The following is a 21,547-nucleotide window of genomic DNA, read 5'->3' as shown; positions in this document are numbered from 1 at the left end:
GCTTCTACTTCTTAGGCCTTTCGCAGACATTTGGTATGTTATTTTTTTGAATCTATTATTTTTTCCAGATGCTCAAGACGTTTTTGCAGCTTGAGATTTTCTTGCTTTTGTAACTCATAGGCGAGCTTAAGTTTTTCGATTTCTGCTTTATCAGCTTTTGATTCTGCAAGCGATGCTACTTGCCGGCTCTGCTGAATCATGTATTTATAAAGATCTTTAATCGCGTTAATAATGACATAAGTAAATGCCCCGTAATCAACTACTTTAATTTCTGTTTTATCCTTATCACTTGCATTTAACTGCACTAATTGCTTTTTAACCAGCTCAGGTGCTGCATGTTCGACATCCTGAGCGATCACCCCCAATTGCTCTTTGCCATCATTTTTAAAACCTGCAAGACCATTATACTTAAATTTAACCGGATTGATTTTAAGGAGTGCCTCTAAACCTAAATCAAAACCAATTATGTCTTTTTTAAGTCTTGCATCCGAGGCACAGGTGCCCAGTGAGGAACTTGCATAATACAAGCAACCACTGGTTTGAATATTACCCACAACATCAAGGGCCTGTGTTGGTGATGATGTGGCGATACCCACCATGCCTGTACTATCAATAATAATAGCATCTTTAACTACACTTCCCACAGTCGTGGCTTGTAGGATAACTTTTTTATTGGCAGAGCGATTACTGATATACAGGTGCCCAGCATTATTATTCTGGTATGAATCAAGGTATATTAATGCCGCTTGATTAGGCCCACCACTGGCTTCAGAGTTATTCTCTAGACGAACGCCTACTTTAGGATTTGTCGCACCTACATGGTTTCTGTCATGCTGTATATTCAAGTACAACGAACTATCCGCACTCGACCTTAAGTCCAGGTTCATTTCAGGGTTGGCTGTGCCAAGTCCGACATAACCGGATTCTGTGATTATCATTCGACGATTTGCCGATGATGATCCACCACTAAAAAAATTAATATCGCCGCTATGTGCATGTAAAATTAGGCCACCGCTGTCGAAACCTGATAATGTTGTTGTTAATGGCGCATAGGCAGTGCCAGAAGTTCCATATCCAGGACCAAACGAATGCAAAGCTGTGCCACTCGCATTTGCACCATAAAAATTATTCAGTCTTAAAACGGCATAGCCATTAGTATTGGTATTTTGAATATACTGGGCAACTTCACCAGTAGACGAGCCCAATATATTTAATTTTGCAGTCATGCTAGTGGCCGTCGTCGTACCAAGGCCCACATTGCCCCCAAAACTAGTGTTACCTGCTTCAACCCACAATGCTAATGGTGAACTGGCGGTCAGTGCACCAGATACAGTTGGTGCATTATCTATTTTTAAAGTTACAAGCCGGTTTACAGTTGTAGATGCAGAAGCTTGAAATCTAGCACCTATAATGTGATCTAGTAATACATCACCACTAAGATTATCAATCGATATTAAATTTGAATTTGAATATCCGGTCGTAAATCGAACATTATTATCAGTAGCAGTTTTTGGTGAATAAATTTGAACATGACCGGCGGGTGAGATTCTAAATTTTTCTGATTCAGAGGCTCCATCCCAAGTGGAAAATCCTAAGCCCGCTCGATTGTAATCACCGCCATGAAAAGTTCTGATTGAAGGTCCACTTGTAGGGCCACCCCAGCCAAATGTCAAACCTGATCCTAAAGTGCCAATAGCTGGATTCGAAACACTCTTTGTTGATATGAATTGCTGTGTTAATCCACCAGCTGAGGTATCCACAACAAATTTTTCTAATAAATTTATTGTTCCAGTCCCCAGCCCTAGATAGCCCTTTGAATTCAACCTCATAGCCTCAAAATATCCTGCAGCTGTTTGGCTACCAGGATAAAAAACTATTGATGTTGGTGTAGATGATGTTGTGTATGTAGCTTCTGATATGAATTGCAATCTAGAAACCTGATGACTATTAATGCCATCATGACCACTTCCAATGAGTGACATAATAACACGGCTTCCTGGCGTCGCAGATGGCGTTCCTGATGCACCACCGAAATTGGATTGACTCATGTATGGATGACCACCAGTCGATCCCATATAATTTATTACACTAAGCCCTGGATACCTTAAAGAATTACTACTTAAATTCTCAATCGCTAAGTTAATGCTTTTATCATGTTTTGCAATGTGTAAGTCTGAACTAGGATTTAATATTCCTATACCTACCGGGCTATCCACAGGATTTAAGGTCAAGCTCGGAACACCTTGAATCACTGGCGTCGCAATTCCACTTGTGGCTGTGATACTTGCCCCTTGAATATTTCCTGAAGTTAAAATTGAACCACTGACATTTAAATTACCAGCTATACCTGCACCGCCTCTAACAACTAATGCCCCCGTGTTCGCATCAGCACTGGCTGTTGTTGAAGAAACAATTACACTGCCAGCCGTGCTATTTGGTGCTAGCGTAATATTGCCTGAATCGTTTGAAATTGTGTTTGTATTATCAAATGATCCTTGCGACTGAGTCGTAGCGATAGATCTTCGTGTATTTGTGCCGTCAGTTAAATAAAAATTATCTCCGTCATATTCTATAGTTCCGCTTTGTGGTAAAGACAGTAGCATGCCTGATGTTAACTTCAGGGGAGCATTTGATGACGTTCCTGCTGCGATTTGCAAACGTGCTTCCGGTGTAGTAGTACCAATACCCACATTTCCTGCATTGGTTACATTAAAACTTTTTCCACCACCTGTGGATGCTGTTTGAAATACAAAGCTTGCATTGGCAGAACCACTGTTTTCTACAAAAAGACCTGATACATTTAATGGCAACTGACCTGAGTCTGAATGCCGAACATGAAATGTCGTTGCGGGTGCAGATACACCAACACCTGTTTTAGTAGAGGTTTGTACGATGTTTGAATTTGGAAAAGCCGAGTAAACTGTTGGATCAGACCCAGTGCCCATTAATTCATTAAATGTAGCATTCATATGTCCACGTTGTTGAATGCTGATGCTTGCAGTACCGCCAGTAGAGCCCAGAACTCGTTTTAGTCTTAATGTGAGTTCACCCGAATTAACTCGAGCTTCTAAAACAATGTCGTTTCCTGAGTATGGGCCACCTTCAACGATAGGTAATACAGTTCGCCAACTTCCCGAAGTAGCATTCCAGTTGGCTGCAATGAAATATCTTTTCGCCAGAGAAAAACCAGCACTATTTACAGTGATCGAAACATCCAATGAGTGTGAACCGCTAGAAAGGCTCCAAACCCCAATTTCAATATAATCATCAATTGTGGTAGGTACTGTTCGACTGATAATGTGATGATTTAAATTATTGGCTTTGATATCACCATTAACTTCCAGTTTTTGCGTTGGATTGTTTGTCCCAATCCCGACGTTACCGTCATTTTTAATTACCATTTTTTGCGTACGGTTGGTTGTACCAGATGCAGCAGTTTCAAACGTGATGGAAGTTGGAGTCGAGCTGACTGCAAAACTGCCATCAGCTTTGATGTGAACTGCCCCAACATAAGCTGAAAAATCAGATCCATTATAACCAGCACCATACAAAGAGGCAAGACGATCACCGGATACAACTGCCAAAGGTGTTTCTGAAGTTCCACGAGCTTTACGCCCGCCAACATCAAACCCTGCACTAACATTAGAATAGTTATCGGCCTTAAAGTAACCCATTGCTCCGCTATAACTTAAGTGCAATAAATTTTGTGGGCTACTTGTTCCAATACCAACGTTACCATTGCTGTAAGAGATATCCGTTCCACTCGTGACCCACTGCGAACTGGTGATCGCCGCAAAACTTGCTGCGACTGTGTTTGTTAACGAAGTTAAACTTACACTGTTGGCCGGTTCATACCCCAATGTATTAATAATCTGTGTACTGCTGGCTGAAAGTTTTGCTTTAAATTCAGCATAATCTAAGGCGGTTAAATATCCATCTTGTGATAAACTCACGGCTTGAATACCAATCACCGGTGCTGATGCAGTGCCTGCTGTTGTCAGCACACTGCCACTGGTGGTTACACTTGTAATGCCACCACCGCCGCCACCTGATCCCACAGGGATACAGCTAAAGCTTACGCCGTTAAACGTAATGGCATGAGTAGCCGAATTACAGTTAAGCGATGCCAGTGTAGCGTATTCAACAAAAGCTGTGTCGGCTTTATTGTTCAATGTTGTAGCGACGTTCGCTTTATCGGCATACATTGCATAAGGCACAGAGTTGATGGTCATGGCCGGCAATGTTTGCCAGCCAGAGCCATCGTTAAACTGCATTACGATTCTACGTGTGTCGTTAAGTGTGGGATTATAAATACCTGCATTTTGACAAGGAAATGAGGCTACCGAATTATCAAAAATATTTTGAAATGTCTGGGGTGTACCACTGGTCGGAAACGAACGTGCGCCATTGCCAAGAGCAAAAGAGATCAATCCCCGCGTATCCTGCATATTTACCACAGCATAATCTTCAACATACAAAACACAACTACCCACAGTATCCAGAACACTAAAACGAAAGTGAACGTTAGCCGCTTCAAGCGGATACCCATCAGGTTTTACAATCTTAGCTTGATAGGTGGTTCGCCCGTTCATGGCAAACACCAAATGCGATAAAAGCAAAATGCCGAGTAATACTAACCGTTGCAGCATAGCTAACTTATCGGAATTTCAATAAAAATCTGTTAACTTAAGTTAACGAATTTGATTCAAATTTAAAGGCTGAATCAGACCTAGTGCACATTAAATTTCATCACAAAAAGTGCTTTTCATCTCATTCTGAAACGAAAGGTGTTTTTTATAAAATATGCTTTTTGCTTTGCGTACGAGGTAGAGGTACATGTTGTTATTCATGTGAGTGGGAGTATTTAACTAATTACAAAAATCAGCTTGTGGATCTTTAGCACATAAATATTTAATTAGCTGTTCATTTTGCTTTTTAATTTCTACATTTTCTTGCTTCAGTTGCTCAACTTCCGACTTTTCAGCTTTAGATTGAGCAAGTGAAGCAACCTCTCGGCGCATTTGTTCTTCTATCGCAACAACGCGGCTATAAAGTGATTTAACCGCTTCAACAAGAGGGGCTACTAGATGCGAATAGTTAACAGATTTCATTCCTTGATTATCAGTTTCAACCAGCTCTGGAAATACCGTTTCAAGTTGTTGCGCAATAAAACCAATTTGTTTTTTAGGCATCGACTTATCTTTCCAGTGATAAGCCACACCATCAACTTGCAGTATTTTTTCTAAGCTCTGCTCTAAAGGCTGAATACTTTCTTTCAGGCGAATATCTGAACTGTCGGTGATTCCAAAACCTCTGATTGTACCATTTACATCAAGCTTGTGGCTTGGGTTAGTTGTGCCGATACCCACGTTACCACTTTGACTAATCATCATTCTCTCGGCATAACTACCACCAATACCATAATCATTTGTCCAAAAATGAAGTGAACCACTTTGAGCAAGCTCGCCAGCTTCATCCGTTTGGGCTTGAGCTACAATTTTTGCAAGCGGTTGGTTTGCATCTACGTCTCGATATCCTCTAAATTCTAGTTGAGGAGAGGTTTGAGATGCAACATTGTGGTATTGTTGTAGAATCAAAAGCGGTTCGCTTGCTACTCCAGTTTGACTTATATGCATCTTGCCTTTTGGAGCTGACGTTCCTACGCCGACGTTGCCTGGAGCCGTAATAACTACTTTATCAGAAGCAATCGATCCAGAGTTTCGGGTTCCTAAATGTAAAGACCAGCCATTTGTTACATCGTAGCGAGAATCAATATAAGCATTTTGATTTGTTGACTGATAAAAACCAATTTTATTCGATAAATTTGGCCCAGTAGCTGCGTTATTTAATGTTAATAATTCTGCTGAAGCAGCAGATGCGGCTAAAGTTAATAGACTCGAAGGACTCGTCGTCCCGATGCCGACATTTCCATTAAGAAAAAATGCATCACCACTAGTTGCGTTACCTAGAATTGATGCAACATTTACTGATGAGCTAGCAGCTCCTGGATCGGCTGAACCGAAAACTACATCGTTTTGCCAAGACGAACTTAAATCAGTTTCAACTGTAAAGAAGCTACCATCGCCCGTAAACGGCTGCATAAAAGCAAATACATCATAACTTGTTGCAGAACAACCAGGTAAATTGGAGACAACTTTAACACTCGTGATAAATGAATTAGCACCTTGCAATTTATATGTCGATGCCGCACAAAAACCATTTGCATTAACTGACGATGCATTACTTGTGCGAATTCTAATTTCTGCCGAACCCATTTGGTTAGTTATAGCATTGTATCCAGTTCCAGCTTCAATTCGTATTAGTAAATTTCGCCCCTGCTGTCCGGTCGTCCACTTGCCTAGCTTGACCCACTGTCCAGTAGCGCCTGTATTACCGATGCCTGATCTAAACATAGCACCTCTCGTTGCGAGGCTACCGTTTATGTCAAGCCGTGCAATTGGTGAAGTCGTGCCAATACCGACATCTCCATCGCGTAAGACAGTTACTGACTCAGTTGGAGTATTTCCGTTTTTGTTAGTCCAAATTCCAAGACCTTGATTAGCGCCAGTTGCAACAGAGTATAAACCTAACCCTCGGTTATTTTGCGCCCATAGTCCGTATGCCAAACCAACAGGCGGACTAGCCTGATTAACACCTGAGATTTGCACTTGTCCAGCAATATCTAAATGCGTGCTGGGATTAATAACCCCTATACCGACTCGACCAGCCAATGAAAGTTCTCCGTCAACATGAAATCTTGTGAAGTAACTATTAGCACCACCACCATAAGCACTAGCAACGCGTGCTGAGTTTGCATTTGAACTTTCTAAATACAGAACTTTTGAACCATTCGAATCTAATCTAAATTGAGGCCCACCGTGGCCATGTGTATGAAAGGCCAAAGTAGCCGCCTTTGTTGGATCAGAACCGTTATTATTTACGATCTCAATGCTGTTAGTTGTAAATGCCGCATTAACCCAAGAATATCCATTCATAACTTGATTGCCAAAGCTAGCCCAAAGCTTGTCATTTACACTTGCAGTCCCTGATACTTGCAGTTTGTATTCAGGCGTTATAGTTCCAATCCCGACAGCACCCGACGAAGCAATATAAAGCTTATCAGCCGCACCCGTATGAAAACTTATACTATTCCAGTCCCCACTTCCAACCACAAGTTGATCGTTTACATCAGTGCGTAGAGCATTTGTAACAACACCACTAGCAGATTTTAGTCTAAGTCCGTAAGCGTTATCTAAAAGTAACCATCCATTCGATAAATGAAATTTTTCTTCAGGTACTATTGTTCCCACACCTACGTTGCCACCATTCGAATTCAAAATTAGATTATTGTTGCTTATGCCATTTAATGTCGACTGAATTAGAGTGCCTGTATTAGTTAAACTCTGAACATATAAACCTTGCCAGTTAGTTTCGGTTGTTCCAAAGCGAGCAATCACGTTGTTGCCTGCCACCGTTCCGTTTGCAACTGCCAGCTTCTGATTAGGCGAAGTCGTACCAATACCCACATTGCCACCATTAGGATTTAGCAATAAGTTCATGTTTCCCTGAATTAAACTAGTTGATACACCACCCGTTGCCGTCAGTGTTCCTGAGGTGTTAATATTACCACTTACGCCAACTCCACCTTTTACAACTAGGGCTCCCGTACTTGAATCAATTGAAGCCGTCGGTGCAGACACAACAACACTGCCCGCCGAACTGTTGGGATATAAAATAATATTACCCGAAGAATTTGAAATTGAATTAGTATTTTCAAAGCTTCCAGGATTTATAGTGCTTGCTAGCGATCGACGAGTGTTTGAGCCGTCTGTGAAATATAGCTGAGATCCATCATACTCAACTGTTCCTGATTGTGGTGATGAGAGCAGTGTTCCTGAGGTAAATTTTAAGGGAGCAACTGAGTTCGTACCCGCTGCGATATTTAGTTTTGCTGTCGGGTTTATCATATCTACGCCGATATTACCGCTATTAGTACCAGTTAATACTGCTCTCCCAAATCCGCCACCAGGTGATCCTGCTAAAGAGTTGAGTCCGATTCTAAACTCTGTAGTTGTTCCATCGGGGGTCATAAATCGAAGGCCAGCAGCATCACGAAAATGAGAACCTGTGGTGTCAGTGGCGCGCGCTAAATAGGCTCCGAAATAATCTCCGGCAACCATTGGTGTTGATCTGAAAGTTTGCATTAAAATAGATGGTGGAGAATTTATAGATGCTACTGCCGATGAGGCAATACTTGATGTCATGAAAATAAAATTATCTGAACCGGTGCTGTTTTCAGTGTAAGTTTCCATAACTGCTCGTTCACTGTTGGAACGATTGGCCACTACTTTAATCACAGCATTATAATCCAAATTACCCGTTAAATCTTTTACTTCTAACATTGAACTTGGACTACTTACACCAATACCAACGTTACCATTGTTGTAGGTGATATCGGTTCCGCTGGTGACCCACTGTGAACTGGTGATCGCCGCAAAGCTTGCTGCTGTCGACGCAGTTAAAGTTGACACTGTCGATGCCAGCATAGTTACGCTGACCGCAGCTGCGGGCGTATAACCTAATACACTCACCACCGCAGCACTTGTTGCATTAAGTTTGTTAGTAAAGCTGATGTAATCTGCATTAGAAATTAAACCCGCAGTTGTTGTGCCTGCTGAAGCTAGCGGAATATTCAACGTGTGCACACCGTTGGCCGTAGAAAATGTCGGCGCAGGGCCGGCAGTACCCACTGCAAATGTTTGTGTGGCTGATGTAGATCCATTAAAAGACTGTAGACCTGCACCGCTTATGCCGAGCGCAGCCCACGTTGAGCCGTTACAAAACTCGACTGCACCGGCATTGTAGCGAAGTGTACCCGCATAGCTGACAGCACAGGTTGCCGATTCCATACTAATGCGAATCCCGCCCGATACATCAAGCTTTGTGACTGGCGCTAAAACACCAAGCCCAAGATTACCTTCTAAATAACTATTGATGTTTGAACCGGCCTGATAAATCGCCCACTTGTTGGCTGCATTAGTTGTTAGATTTTCGATCTTTAATCCATACAAATTAGTAATTAATCCCGGGCTGCTTGGCGCAAAAACTCTAAGGGCCGAAGCCTCATTGATGGTGCCGCTGGCCATGTTTTTAACACCGGCAGTAATTGCCGCAACTTTATTGATATTACCCGAACCTAAATGTGTTACCAGGCCTTCAATACCAGTTAACGATGGATTACCAGATGATAAATTCCCCGTACTTGATGCACTTATCGTAACGCCAGTTCTTATACCCCAAACCCGCGTACCACCACTTACGCTCGGATCAATATCCAGATTAGATGAAATTCCGTTATAAGTAGAAGACTGACTATCGAGAATTTTTGCAATACTTAGCAAGGCTGTTGGATCACTGGTGCCGATACCAACGTTACCAGCCGTATAACTGATTGTAGTGCCGCTGGTTTCCCACTGCGAACTGGTGATCGCCGCAAAGCTTGCTGCGACTGTGTTGCTTAACGAAGTTAAACTTACACTCTTTGCAGGCTCATACCCCAATGTATTGATGATCTGTGTGCTGCTGGCTGATAGCTTTGCTTTAAATTCAGCGTAGTCAACGGCCGTTAAATATCCATCTTGCGATAGACTCACCGCTTGAATACCAATCACCGGTGCTGATGCAGTACCCGTTGTCGTCAGAACACTGCCACTGGTGGTAACACTACTAATACCACCACCGCCGCCACCTGATCCCACAGGAATACAGCTAAAGCTTACGCCGTTAAATGTGATGGCATGGGTAGCCGGATTACAATTAAGCGAAGCCAGTGTTGCATATTCGACAAAAGCTGTGTCGGCTTTGTTGTTTAAGGCCCTTGCGTTATTCGCCTTATCGGCATACATCGCGTAAGGTACGGCATTGATGGTCATCGCGGGCAGTGTCTGCCAACCAGTGCCATCGTTAAACTGCATTACGACTCGACGTGTATCGTTTGAGATCGGATTATAGATACCGGCATTCTGACAAGAAAATGATGAAACTGAATTATCAAAGACACTTTGAAATGTCTGAGGGGTACCACTGGTCGGAAACGAGCGTGCGCCATTTCCCAAAGCAAACGATATTAACCCGCCACTATCCTGCATGTTTACTGCAGCGTAATCTTCAACATACAAAATACAACTGCCAACGGTATCTAAAACTGTAAAACGAAAATTCACGTTAGCTGCTTCAAGTGGGTAACCATCAGGCTTAACAATCTTAGCCTGATAAGTCGTTCGCCCGTTCATGGCAAAAACTGAATGCGAAAGGATAAAAATGCCGAGTAGTACTAGCCGTTGCAGCATAGCTAACTTATCGGAATTTCAGCAAAAAGCCGTTAACTTGAGCTAACGAATTTGATTCAAATTTAAAGTCTGAATCAGCTCAATGTATCAATATGAGACACAACGCTTATTCTTACTTACAGACAACCGCTGCAGGATCTTTACTACAGAGATAATCTTTTAAAGCTTTATTCTCTTTTTCGAGCTGTAAAATACGACTATTTGTTTCTTCGCGATCAGCTTTGGTTTCATGGACTGAGGCGATCTTTCGGTCTTGTTCACTGAGCCGGTTATAAATCTCTTTGACCGCTTGAATAAGAGGAGCCACAAGCACTGCATAATCAACTTTTTTGTAGCCATCATCACCGGTACTAACAGCTGTTGGAAAAACTTTTTCAACATCTTGGGCAATAACACCAATGTCTTTACGACCAAAACTATTTGAAAGAGCATTCCACTCAAACTCAACCCCGCGAAGTGAATTTATTTTATCTAATGCAAATGGTATTGGTTTTATATTTTCTTTAAGGCGCACATCCGAAGAACAGCTGGTTCCGCCGGACCCGTTACCAATGTAACAATCTGTGACCGAACCCTGGATACGAGCATCTCCCACTAAGTGCAATTTCTGCGATGGAGACGTGGTGCCGATACCGACACGGCCAGAGCTGTTTCCAGTTTGCATAAAAACATGTCGTGTACCACTGGTGTAGTGATTAATATATGTATCAAAACCATTTTTTGGTTCTAAGTGCAAATTACCATTAGTTGCGCCAATAGTTGCCGACTGCACACCCGTTGCCGCTAACGAACCCTCGATACCAACCACTAAACTTTCGCTCCAAGCCGAATTGGGCCCAAAAATAGCGCGCCCATCAACTGATAATTTTTCGCTTGGCGTAGTTGTACCGATACCGACGTTGCCCGACTCATCTTCAACAACTAATCTTCTAAATCCGCGAGAATCCCAATTGGTTGTGCTGTCACGAGCAGCTCTAAAATAAAGCTCATCAGCGTAATTCGCCATCAATTGAAATCGCGGCGTGCTACCGCCACCGGTATAAAAGTCAACGACAGCTGTTGAATAGCCTGGATAGCTAACACCATAAATACCTGGCTCACGATCTAGATCTAAAACTGTGTTTGAAATGAATCCTTTAGTTGTTAAGGAGTTCGTCGCACGATAGGTTCCACTAACTTCCAACAAATGTGAAGGTGTTACTGTACCTATCCCAACTCTGCCATTATTTTTTATAATCATTTGCGTGTTTGCACTCGTGTTTGCAGAAAAATGAATATCTCCACCTGTTGTATATAGTCCAACATCGTTGCCGTTACCTAAATAATTTCTGGCAATACCATGATTGCTGTTACCTAAATGAAGTGCCCCTTGAAGCAAATCTGATGTTCCCACCCGAATAATAGGATTTGCCGAAATGATATCTAGTGAAGTTGCCGGAGCGCTGGTTCCAATACCGACACGACCACCGTTCGGATTTAATCCAATATCTACAAAGCTACGACTATAAGTATTATTAAAATAAATTAACGACTGATCTGTCGTATTTGCTACTCCAGTGCCAAATGACGGGCGCATAGTGAACTCATAGTAATCAGCAGCACCGCTGATATTGCCTGGCCCTACTTTTAGTTTAAAACCGGCATAATCTGTGCTTCCGCCCCTTGCATGAATTAGCGTCGAGCTTGCCGCACCCTTAATTTGCAATAGTCCTTCGATAGCCGTGTTGCCTGAGCCACCGGATAAGTTAGCAGTACCTATTCCCACTATACCTTCTGATGTTACACGCATTTTTTCTGTCGCATTTGTAAAAATTCGGAAATCCCGCAGAGTTCCTGTGCTTGGGGTATATACGAATGCCCCGAATGAATCTGCACCTACTCTTAACTCACTGCTGTGACCCGTTTTAAATACGGCCTCTGCGACTGAATTGCCGGTTGAACCATTATTTTCCAGAATAATTCTTCGATTGGTATTTTCAGCAGTACCAGAAACGTGAAGCAAGGCCGCAGGCGTTGTTGTGCCGATACCGACATTGCCGTTGTTTTTAATAGTCATGACAGATTCAGCCAGCACTACCGCCGAGGCATTTGCCGTCGTGTTCTGTAAAAAATGAAAATCTCCACGCCCAAAAGAACCTTTTCTTTCGTAAAAAATCGCACCCTTAGAAATATCTGCCGCAAATGATAGACCAACGCCACTACCACCACCGTCTTGCAAACCGCCGATCGGGTTAGCCAGTTTAAGTGGTATAAACGTAGAGTTTACAACTGGTGTTGCAGTTTTGACCTCGAGCAGAGCTGATGGAGCTGTTGTGCCGATACCGACATTACCTCCGCTTGGGTTTAATGCTAAATTAGCGGTTCCAAAAATAGCCGGTGTTGTGATTCCGCTTGTCGCCGTGAGATTGGCGCCCTGTATATTTGCTGAGGTCAAAATTGATCCACTGACATTCAAATTTCCTGCAATGCCCGCACCGCCTTTAACTACTAAGGCCCCTGTACTCGCATCAGTGCTTGTTGTCGTCGCAGAAACAACAACACTGCCCGTTGAATTGTTTGGTGATAATATAATATTTCCTGAATTGTTTGAAATTAAATTGGTATTATCAAAGCTTCCTTGATCTTGAACAGTCGCAATGAATCTACGTGTGTTTGTACCGTCTGTTACGTAAAAGTTACTTCCATCGTATTCAATAACACCAGATTGTGGTGTTGTTAATAATGTTCCAGATGTCAGCTTCAAAGAAGCCGTTGCCGATGTACCGGCAGCAAGGTGCATAAGAGCAGATGGATTATTCACACCTAAACCTAATGTGCCGCTAGTGCTAATTCTCATAACTTCATTACTGGCTATACGCCAACGAAAATAGCCGTTGGCTGCATTAATATTTGATTCGATGATGTTGTAAACTGATCCCGACTGTTTACCTAAGAACAGCGACTGATTAGCGACGACCCCATCAATATTTAAACCGGCAGATGTCTGCTGAATGTGAGCACGCTTACCAAAAGTATTTGATGACCACAAATAAATAGATCGATCAACAAATTCATTATCATATCCAACTTCTAAATTACCGCCACCGATTGATAATCTTTGCGCCGGACTACTTGTACCAATACCCAGGCGCTTATTACTGTTATCCCAAAAAAACTGCGAATTATCTTCTGCTAATGCTCCATTTGAGTTTACAAACGGCACACTGCCTGATGTAAAAGAAGATACATTAGCTGGCGCATAACCTAAAGTAGCAATAATCGCAGCGCTTGTGGCTTGTTGTTTATTGTTAAAGGTATTCCAGTCAGCTGATGACAAGTACCCATCGGCACCTGATGTTGCTTGTGTAATTGAGATAACTGGCGTTACTCCGCCTGTTGATGCCATTGGCGCTGTAGCACTCACACTGACAACCGATCCCGTTGATGGATTTATCCATGATAAATTACCCGATCCATCGGTTGATAACACTTGGCCGGTAGTACCGGATGTTGATGGCAAGTTTAGAATGTAATTTGTATTTAAGCTTGTTGGAGCTTGAAGTCTGATATTAAAACTTGTCGTTGGTTTATAGATATCGACGTAGTTTAAATTTGCCGTAACCGCACTTACCCCGGAGAACGAAGAGTTGCCAGAAGCATCACGCTTAACTATTCGAGATGCCGTTGCACTTGGCGTAGCAGCAAGCGTGTCGTCAACACTGGTCGCAATTTGCGCTGACGATTTACCACCAACGGTAGAAACTGTATTACTGCCAGGACTACCGCCAACATCTCCAGCTAAAGTGGTACTGGCAATTTGTGAGACTACAGCCGCACCACTTACCGGCATAAAACCTAGCGTATTAGCAATTTCTGTAGCACTGGCCGAAAGTTTAGCTTTAAACTCAGCGTAATCCAGCGAAGTTAAATATCCATCCTGCGAAATAGTTGCCGCCTGAATACTGATAACAGGCGCAGATGCCGTGCCACCAGTTACAAGAACACTTCCACTAGTTGTTACACTCGAGATACCGCTGCTTGAGACTCCTAAAGCTACGCAGCTAAAACTAACACCATTAAACGTAATGGCTTCTGTTAAAGCATTGCAATTTAAGCTAGCGAGTGATGAGTATTCGACAAAAGCAGAATCGGCTTTGCCATTAAGTGTTTTGGCTTCGTTTGCCTTTGAGGCATACATTGCGTAAGGCACATCGTTAATAGTCATTGCTGGTAAAGTTTGCCAGCCAGTGCCATCGTTAAATTGCATAACAATTCGTCGTGAGTCGTTAGCTTGTGGATTATATATGCCTGGCGCTTGGCAAGGCATAGAGGTAATTGAATTATCAAATACATTTGCAAAAACAGCTGTCGTACCACTGACTGGAAAATCCCTAACTCCGTTTCCGAGTGCAAACGAAATTAATCCCCCGGTTGATCGCATATCAATATTTGAATAATTTTCTGAATATAGAACACAAGAAGCTGCTGCATCTAAAACAGTAAATTTAAAATTAACCACAGGAGCTTCAAGCGGGTAACCATCAGGCTTTACAATCTTAGCTTGATAAGTCGTTCGCCCGTTCATGGCAAAAACTGAATGCGAAAGAATAAAAATGCCGAGTAGTACTAGCCGTTGCAGCATAGCTAACTTATCGGAAATTCAACAAAAAGCCGTTAACTTGAACTAACGAATTTGATTCAAATTTAAAGACTGAATCAGCTCGGAATATCAATATGAGACACTAAACCTAGATCTAATATTCACACTCAAGATAGAGCGTTTGATAGTTACTGCCGCCATTAACCTTATTAAAGGCAGATACCATGCCAAAAATTCCAGAGCGGTGGTAGACATAACCTCCGATATAGCAGTTTTGCTGCTCTTTACTCGACAGGATATCACCTAAGTTAAAACCAAGCCCTACACCTAGATAATTTAATAATTTTGAATCTCGACCTTCATTTTTTTCGCGCACGCTTAAACCTTCTTCGTAAGGCACACGTGTTGAATAATTTAACCCTTCGGCAAACTCAAATTTAGTGCGCACGTGCTTCGACCACGGAAACTTATACCATTCAAACTTAATCATACCCGCTACAGCGTTGCTGTCTTTTTGTAAGCCCTCATCGTTATGCTGATAAATCCCCAACTGAGTAACAATATTCGCTGGCCAACCTCTAAACCCGTGCACCACGACCTTGCCGACTTCCAGACCACTTACACCGGTACCATTTGCCGACGGCTCACCTAAATCTCCGCGAATAATTTCATTTAGCTTTTTATCAACATAATACCCATTTAATTTACGTACCCTGATCTTTTCGTCTTTTTCTTCTATGATAAAGCGGCTGGTCGTAACATTTACGCCCTTACTATTAAAGTAGATAACATCAAAACCGTTACTCTTATCCCCGTTTGCCGTTACAACGGCCGTTAACTTTTCTGGGGCCTGATAATCAGGAAAACTCTGCTTTACCATTAACTCGGTATTGCTCATATTAAGGACTTCATTTCTAATGGCTTCGGCATTATCAGCGGCTGCATGGGCCAATAATGACAAATAACTGATGAATAAAAACAATAACGTCGCTTTTCCTGATTTTTTCTTTTTCATGACATACTCCGTTTAACGGACTCTATTAATGCAAGATAAGAACTAACCACGGAGCAATAAATTGCTGCTGACTTTTATTATTTGGGCAAGTGACGACAAATGACGGCTTTGTGATTCAAGATTAAAACTGAATCACTAAGCATAAAAAAAGGAGAGTTAAGCAAATAACTCCCCTTAGTGTGAAGGGCGCTGGCACGCCGTTATATTAATGTATATCTCTCTTCGGTCAACCGAGCCTTTACTAAAGTCAAAAGCCTACAATATTTAAGAAAGTGATTTAAATGAAAAAGTGAATCACTTTACGCAGAAAGCAGCCTTGTTATCTTTCTGACAAAGATAATCTTTTAATATCTTATTTTCATTTCTTAACAGTTCAACTTCAACAACTTTTTCTTTAAGTGCTGAAATTTCTCTTTTTTGCAGTTCGTATTCTTGCTTTAAACCGCTGAGTTGAGCATAAAGTTCCCTAATGGCTTCAATTATCGGGGCAATTAAAATGCTATATACAACTGATTTATAACCTTCAGTATCTGTGCGCACTGCTTCAGGAAAAACCTTTTCTACTTCTTGGGCAATCACACCTATATCGCGGTCAGTTTTAAAATTTTTGTCCGGAAACTCACTGGTTCGCCAATCAAACGTGACACCATGAATCTGTAGAATTTTGTGTAAGGACTCAGGAATAATTTCAATATTTTTTTTAGTGCGAATATCTGACCAAGCCGCCACACTACCAGTTGCGCGCACGTCACCAGAGACATCTAGTTTATACGATGGGCTAATGTTGCCAATACCTACGTTTCCAGAGCCTGCAATCGAAAGAGCTCTGATTGCAGTCCCAATATCATCATCAGTGCCACCAACCCTAAGGCTCAAACCATTAGTTGAAGCTGCATCATCGTATTCAATCCACGCAGATTTATTTTCTCCACCAGTTCCTTTTAACTGAATAGCTGGATGAGAAGCCTGCAACCGCATAGTTCGGTTCCACCCACCTGACATAATCGCTCCACCGCGGATCTCGATAGGTGAAATCGGAGATGTAGTTCCGATCCCGATGTTGCCTAAAGGCGTAATTCTCATTCTTTCTACTTCAGTACCATAGGCAGAAAAAAATGCAATGGCCCCTGCATCTTGGTAATGAGTGTCTGGCTGGATAAATTTTATAGAACCGACATTATAGTTACTACCATTGGTTTGAGCACCTATAGTTGAATAAATTCTGTCCCCACCACTGTTATTCTGTGTTACGATGTTGCTACCTAACGTTAAATTTTTATTCGGACTAGTTGTCCCAATCCCAACATTGCCAGAACTGTTAACTAAAACGACTGGATCTGCGATATTAGGATTACCACTCATTAATGCATTGGTTAAGTTTTGACCGATAAAACCATCTTCTGTGAGCCAAGTTGTCACAACAGCATAAGAAGAATCAGCGTCACCACTTTGTAAAATTTCATAAGCCTGCCGACCAACTTCTGTGTTATTTGTAGATGTTCCCGCTCCATAAAAAATTGCCGCATACGGCGCACGGTACTCTGTAGAAGCGGCCAATTTATAAAGCCCTAATCTTCTAGCTGCCGCTCTTAAATTTGCAGTCAAATTACCTTCCCAGGAGTCAAAACTTGAAAGAATTCCGATTCTATCTCGAGTCAAATTATTTAATGCTGACGCTAAGTTATCACTTTCTGTTGCACTTCCATACACATCATAATTCATCGAACTTACGTGATTGTGAGTACTAGCTTCAATAATCGTTAACATCAAACCACGCGCATTGCTACTAACTAAAGTTTGATTTCCTAATTTTACTAAACGTGAAGCGCTATTATTCAATCCTGTTCCGCGAATATAGAGTAATTCAGTACCAACGGAGAGGGCGCTCGTTTTAAATCCATGGGCTTTTACAAATCCATTAACTTCAAGTTTTTCTGTAGGTGTTGTTATACCAATACCTACGTTACCCGAAGGCTTAATCGAGACCATGGTAGTACTGCTAGTACCTAAGGTTAGATCATCATTTTTGTAGTTATAAATACCAAAGCCATTAGCACCATTACTGTCACCAAAGCCAACATAACCGGTGTCAGCACCAGCATGACGAAACATTAACAATGGATGCGTATTAATATTTGTAGTTTCAAGCTTTAAGACGGAATTCCAACCCGTAACCCCACCAGTAGATATGTGCAATGGAGTGACTGGAGCTGTAGTACCAATTCCGACGTTTCCAGTTGAACCTTGAAAAGTTGCTAGAGCACTTTGTTTGCCGTTGTATACGGTAAATGTTCTAAATCGACTTGTACCTGCCTGATATCCAACATAATTCACAGCTACTTCAGCGCCGTCGTGATCATACTTATGGTTCTCAATTGAATTATCCCGAATAGCAAAATCATTTACACTACCCGCATCGACGACTAATTTAGCACTTGGTGCAGTAGTTCCGATGCCGACGTTACCATTAGCAAGGAATGTTGCGGCCGTAATCGTTGATGCTCCGTTTTGAACCCAGATATCTCCTCGACCGACTGAGTTTGGATAGGCTCCGGTACCTACAACTTCACCAGTAAAGCCGGCTAAAACACCACCGGCTGCATTTCCTATAGCTAAACCGCCGCGATTCCCAATAATATCAGGAAGTGATACAGTTGCAACAGCAGCAGCAACGCCAGTTGTTGCTGGACCTCGAATATCCAATTTAAATGCAGGATTGCTGGTTCCAACACCAACGTTTCCGTTGTTTTGAATTCGAAATAATGTGTTAACAGTTGTACCGGTGTCTGGAGTTGTTCTAACCCAAAAAGCAGGATTTGCAGTCGGAGTTGCTTCCGAAGTTTGAACATTTATACCATATGGACTTAGTGAGTTTGCAGTGAGCGCATATCCGCTTCCAATATTTGAACCAATCGAAAGGTTAGATTGGGGCGTTGTTGTGCCAATTCCTACGTTACCGTAGTTTGTAACATTGAAAATTGGAGCATTGTCATTGACACTTCCGTCACTTGGGTCACGTGCTAAAAATAGATTTCCTGAAATAGGATGCACATGAAATTCCCAATCACTACCTGTTGAAGAATTTGTGCCACCACGAAGAATAAGTTGCGGATTGGCTGCAAATCTTTCGATAAGTTGCGAACCCAAAACATGCAGGGTCCGTGTTGGACTACTTGTACCAATACCAACATATCCATCTCTTCTCAGAGTTAACTGATTAGCACCCATCGCTGAATTGTAAATTCCGAATAGATCATTATCTGGTCCATCAGTCAGCTGATTTCGTATCGACCATGTCGCGAAGTTACCAGGAAAGATGATTGATGAGCTACCGGTTCCATCAGAAGTTTCTAAAGTTAGAGATGGATTTTGTCCTTTTACAGATAAAAGTGAAACAGGATTATTTGTACCTAGTCCTAATCGTTTAGTTGCTCCGTCCCAGAATAAACTAGCATTATCTTGTGAAACAACTCCACCAGCTCCTGCAAACAAAAGACTACCAGATGTCATTTGTGATAAAGCTAACGATTGTCCAATTGTCGCTGAACCTGTTAGATTTAAATTTCCACCTGCGCTGATATTGCCAGCAATGCCAACACCACCATTAACTACTAACGCACCTGTCCCTGAGCTAATTGAAGCAGCTGAGGAGTTAACAATTACACTGCCAGTAATGTTGTTTGGCGATAAAGTAATATGACCAGAGGTATTTGAAATTGAACTCGTGTTGTCAAAACTTCCAGGACTTGAATTGGATGCCAATGCACGGCGAATGTTTCCACCATCGGTGAAATAAAGTTGTGTACCGTCATATTCGATGGTTCCTGATTCTGGCGATGTTAATAGCGTACCTGATGTGAACTTTAACGAGGCACTTGTACTTGTCCCTTGTGCTAAATTGAGTATGCCATTCATACTATCACCCGTTTTTTGTATAAAACTAGCAGCCAATGTTGTGGATGTTGCTGGAGTATAACCTAGTGCTGCCGTTACATCGCCTGATGACAACTGTGCACCACTTGTTACGCGTCCTTTTCCATCGACAGTAACTTTTATATACTGAGTGCCGCTTATCACGTTTAATTGATTTTTCAATCGTTCTTCTGCTACTATTCCAGTCGCACTAGCGCTTCCTAAATCAATAGTTGAAGCTGTCGCAAAAGATCCAAGGCCTAAATTAGTTCTGGCTTGAAGAATGTTTGTTAAATCAGATAGGTTACTTGCCTTTTGGACATAAGTACCACTAACCGCTTCATCTGCTGGTATAAATCCAAGAGTTGCAATAATTGCAGCACTAGTTGCAATTTGCTTATTATTAAATGTATTCCAGTCGTCCGACGACAGATAACCATCTCTGGAAGAATCAGCCTGAGTAATTGAAATTATGGGATTTGCCCCACCTGTTGCTACCAGTGGCGCCACAGCACTTACACTGACTACTGACCCTGTAGATGGATTAATCCATGTTAGATTACCATTTCCGTCCGTGGATAACACCTGCCCTATTGTTCCAGATGTCGATGGTAAATTTAAAATATAATTCGTATTTAAACTTGTTGGCGATTGTAGTCTTATACTAAAACTTGTGCTTGGCTTATATATCTCAATGTAATTTATTTTTGCGGTGTTTGCGTATATCTCATTTAGTCTGATACTTCCAGATTCATCACGCTTTACTAAAGTATTAGCTGTGGCACTTGCTGTAGCTGATTCACCTAACGTGTTTATTATTTCTGTACCGCTCGCTGAAAGTTTAGCTTTAAATTCAGCGTAATCAAGCGAAGTAAGATAACCATCTTGTGATAAAGTCGCTGCCTGAATACTAATAACTGGCGCGGATGCTGTTCCTCCAATTGTCAAAACACTACCACTTGTTGTCAAACTTGTGATACCGCCACTTGCCGTAGCTGGCACTTCAATGCAGGAAAATGTAGCATTGTTAAATTTAATAGCTTGCGTAGCTGTGCAATTTAGCCCCGCAAGGGTTGAGGCTTCGACAAATGCAGAATCAGTTTTACCGTTTAAAGTTTTTGAGTCATCAGATCTGCTCGCAAACATTGCATAGGGTACAGCATTGATAGTCATAGCAGGTAGGGTTTGCCACCCATTACCATCATTAAATTGCATAACGATTTTACGAGTATCATTAGGGCCAGGATTATAAATACCAGGAGTTTGACAAGAAAATGCGGGCACCGAGTTATCAAAAGTATTATGAAATGTCATTGATGAACCACTGGCAGGAAATGTGCGGTTTCCATTTCCCAGAGAAAAAGAAATTAACCCAGTGGATTGATTCATATTAACTGCTGCATAATCTTCAACATAAAGCACACAGCTACCGACGCTATCCAAGACTGTAAAACGAAAACTTACGCTTGAAGCTTCTAACGGATATCCGTCGGGCTTGATTATTTTTGCCTGATAGGTAGTACGACCATTTGAAGCGAAAGCCGAAAGTGAAGTGGTCAATACATAAAAAATAAATAAGATTTTTGTCGCAAATCCAAACATTAATTTATTTAAATTATTTTGGATTAATTCAACACTGACCTTCATGATAAACTTATCGACAAAAAACAGAATTTACTGTTGCATTCAGGA

Annotated in this window: 5 protein-coding genes; all 5 read right to left on the bottom strand. The window is 41.8% G+C overall.

Annotated features, from left to right (window positions below; translation table 11 throughout):
- Positions 1 to 38: 38 nt before the first annotated feature.
- Positions 39 to 4,649: a tail fiber domain-containing protein gene (locus AC04MM_RS12685; RefSeq protein WP_475380738.1), complete on the bottom strand. Its 4,611-nt coding sequence runs from the start codon at positions 4,647 to 4,649 to the stop codon at positions 39 to 41.
- Positions 4,650 to 4,868: 219 nt separating this feature from the next.
- Positions 4,869 to 10,349 carry a tail fiber domain-containing protein gene (locus AC04MM_RS12680; protein WP_475380737.1) on the bottom strand — a complete coding sequence of 1,827 codons (5,481 nt, stop codon included), beginning with the start codon at positions 10,347 to 10,349 and terminating at the stop codon, positions 4,869 to 4,871.
- Positions 10,350 to 10,461: 112 nt separating this feature from the next.
- Positions 10,462 to 14,970, bottom strand: coding sequence for a tail fiber domain-containing protein (locus AC04MM_RS12675; RefSeq protein ID WP_475380736.1), 4,509 nt, complete (start codon positions 14,968 to 14,970; stop codon positions 10,462 to 10,464).
- A gap of 112 nt (positions 14,971 to 15,082) precedes the next feature.
- Entirely contained in the window at positions 15,083 to 15,943 is an 861-nt protein-coding gene (locus tag AC04MM_RS12670) for a hypothetical protein (protein ID WP_475380735.1), read from the bottom strand.
- A 294-nt stretch (positions 15,944 to 16,237) separates the two neighbouring features.
- Positions 16,238 to 21,502: a tail fiber domain-containing protein gene (locus AC04MM_RS12665; RefSeq protein WP_475380734.1), complete on the bottom strand. Its 5,265-nt coding sequence runs from the start codon at positions 21,500 to 21,502 to the stop codon at positions 16,238 to 16,240.
- Positions 21,503 to 21,547: the final 45 nt, after the last annotated feature.

It is taken from the genome of Bdellovibrio sp. SBM16 (assembly GCF_056175625.1).
The sequence above is the reverse complement of the archived record's forward strand: the minus strand, read 5'-3'. Positions and strand labels throughout refer to the sequence as shown.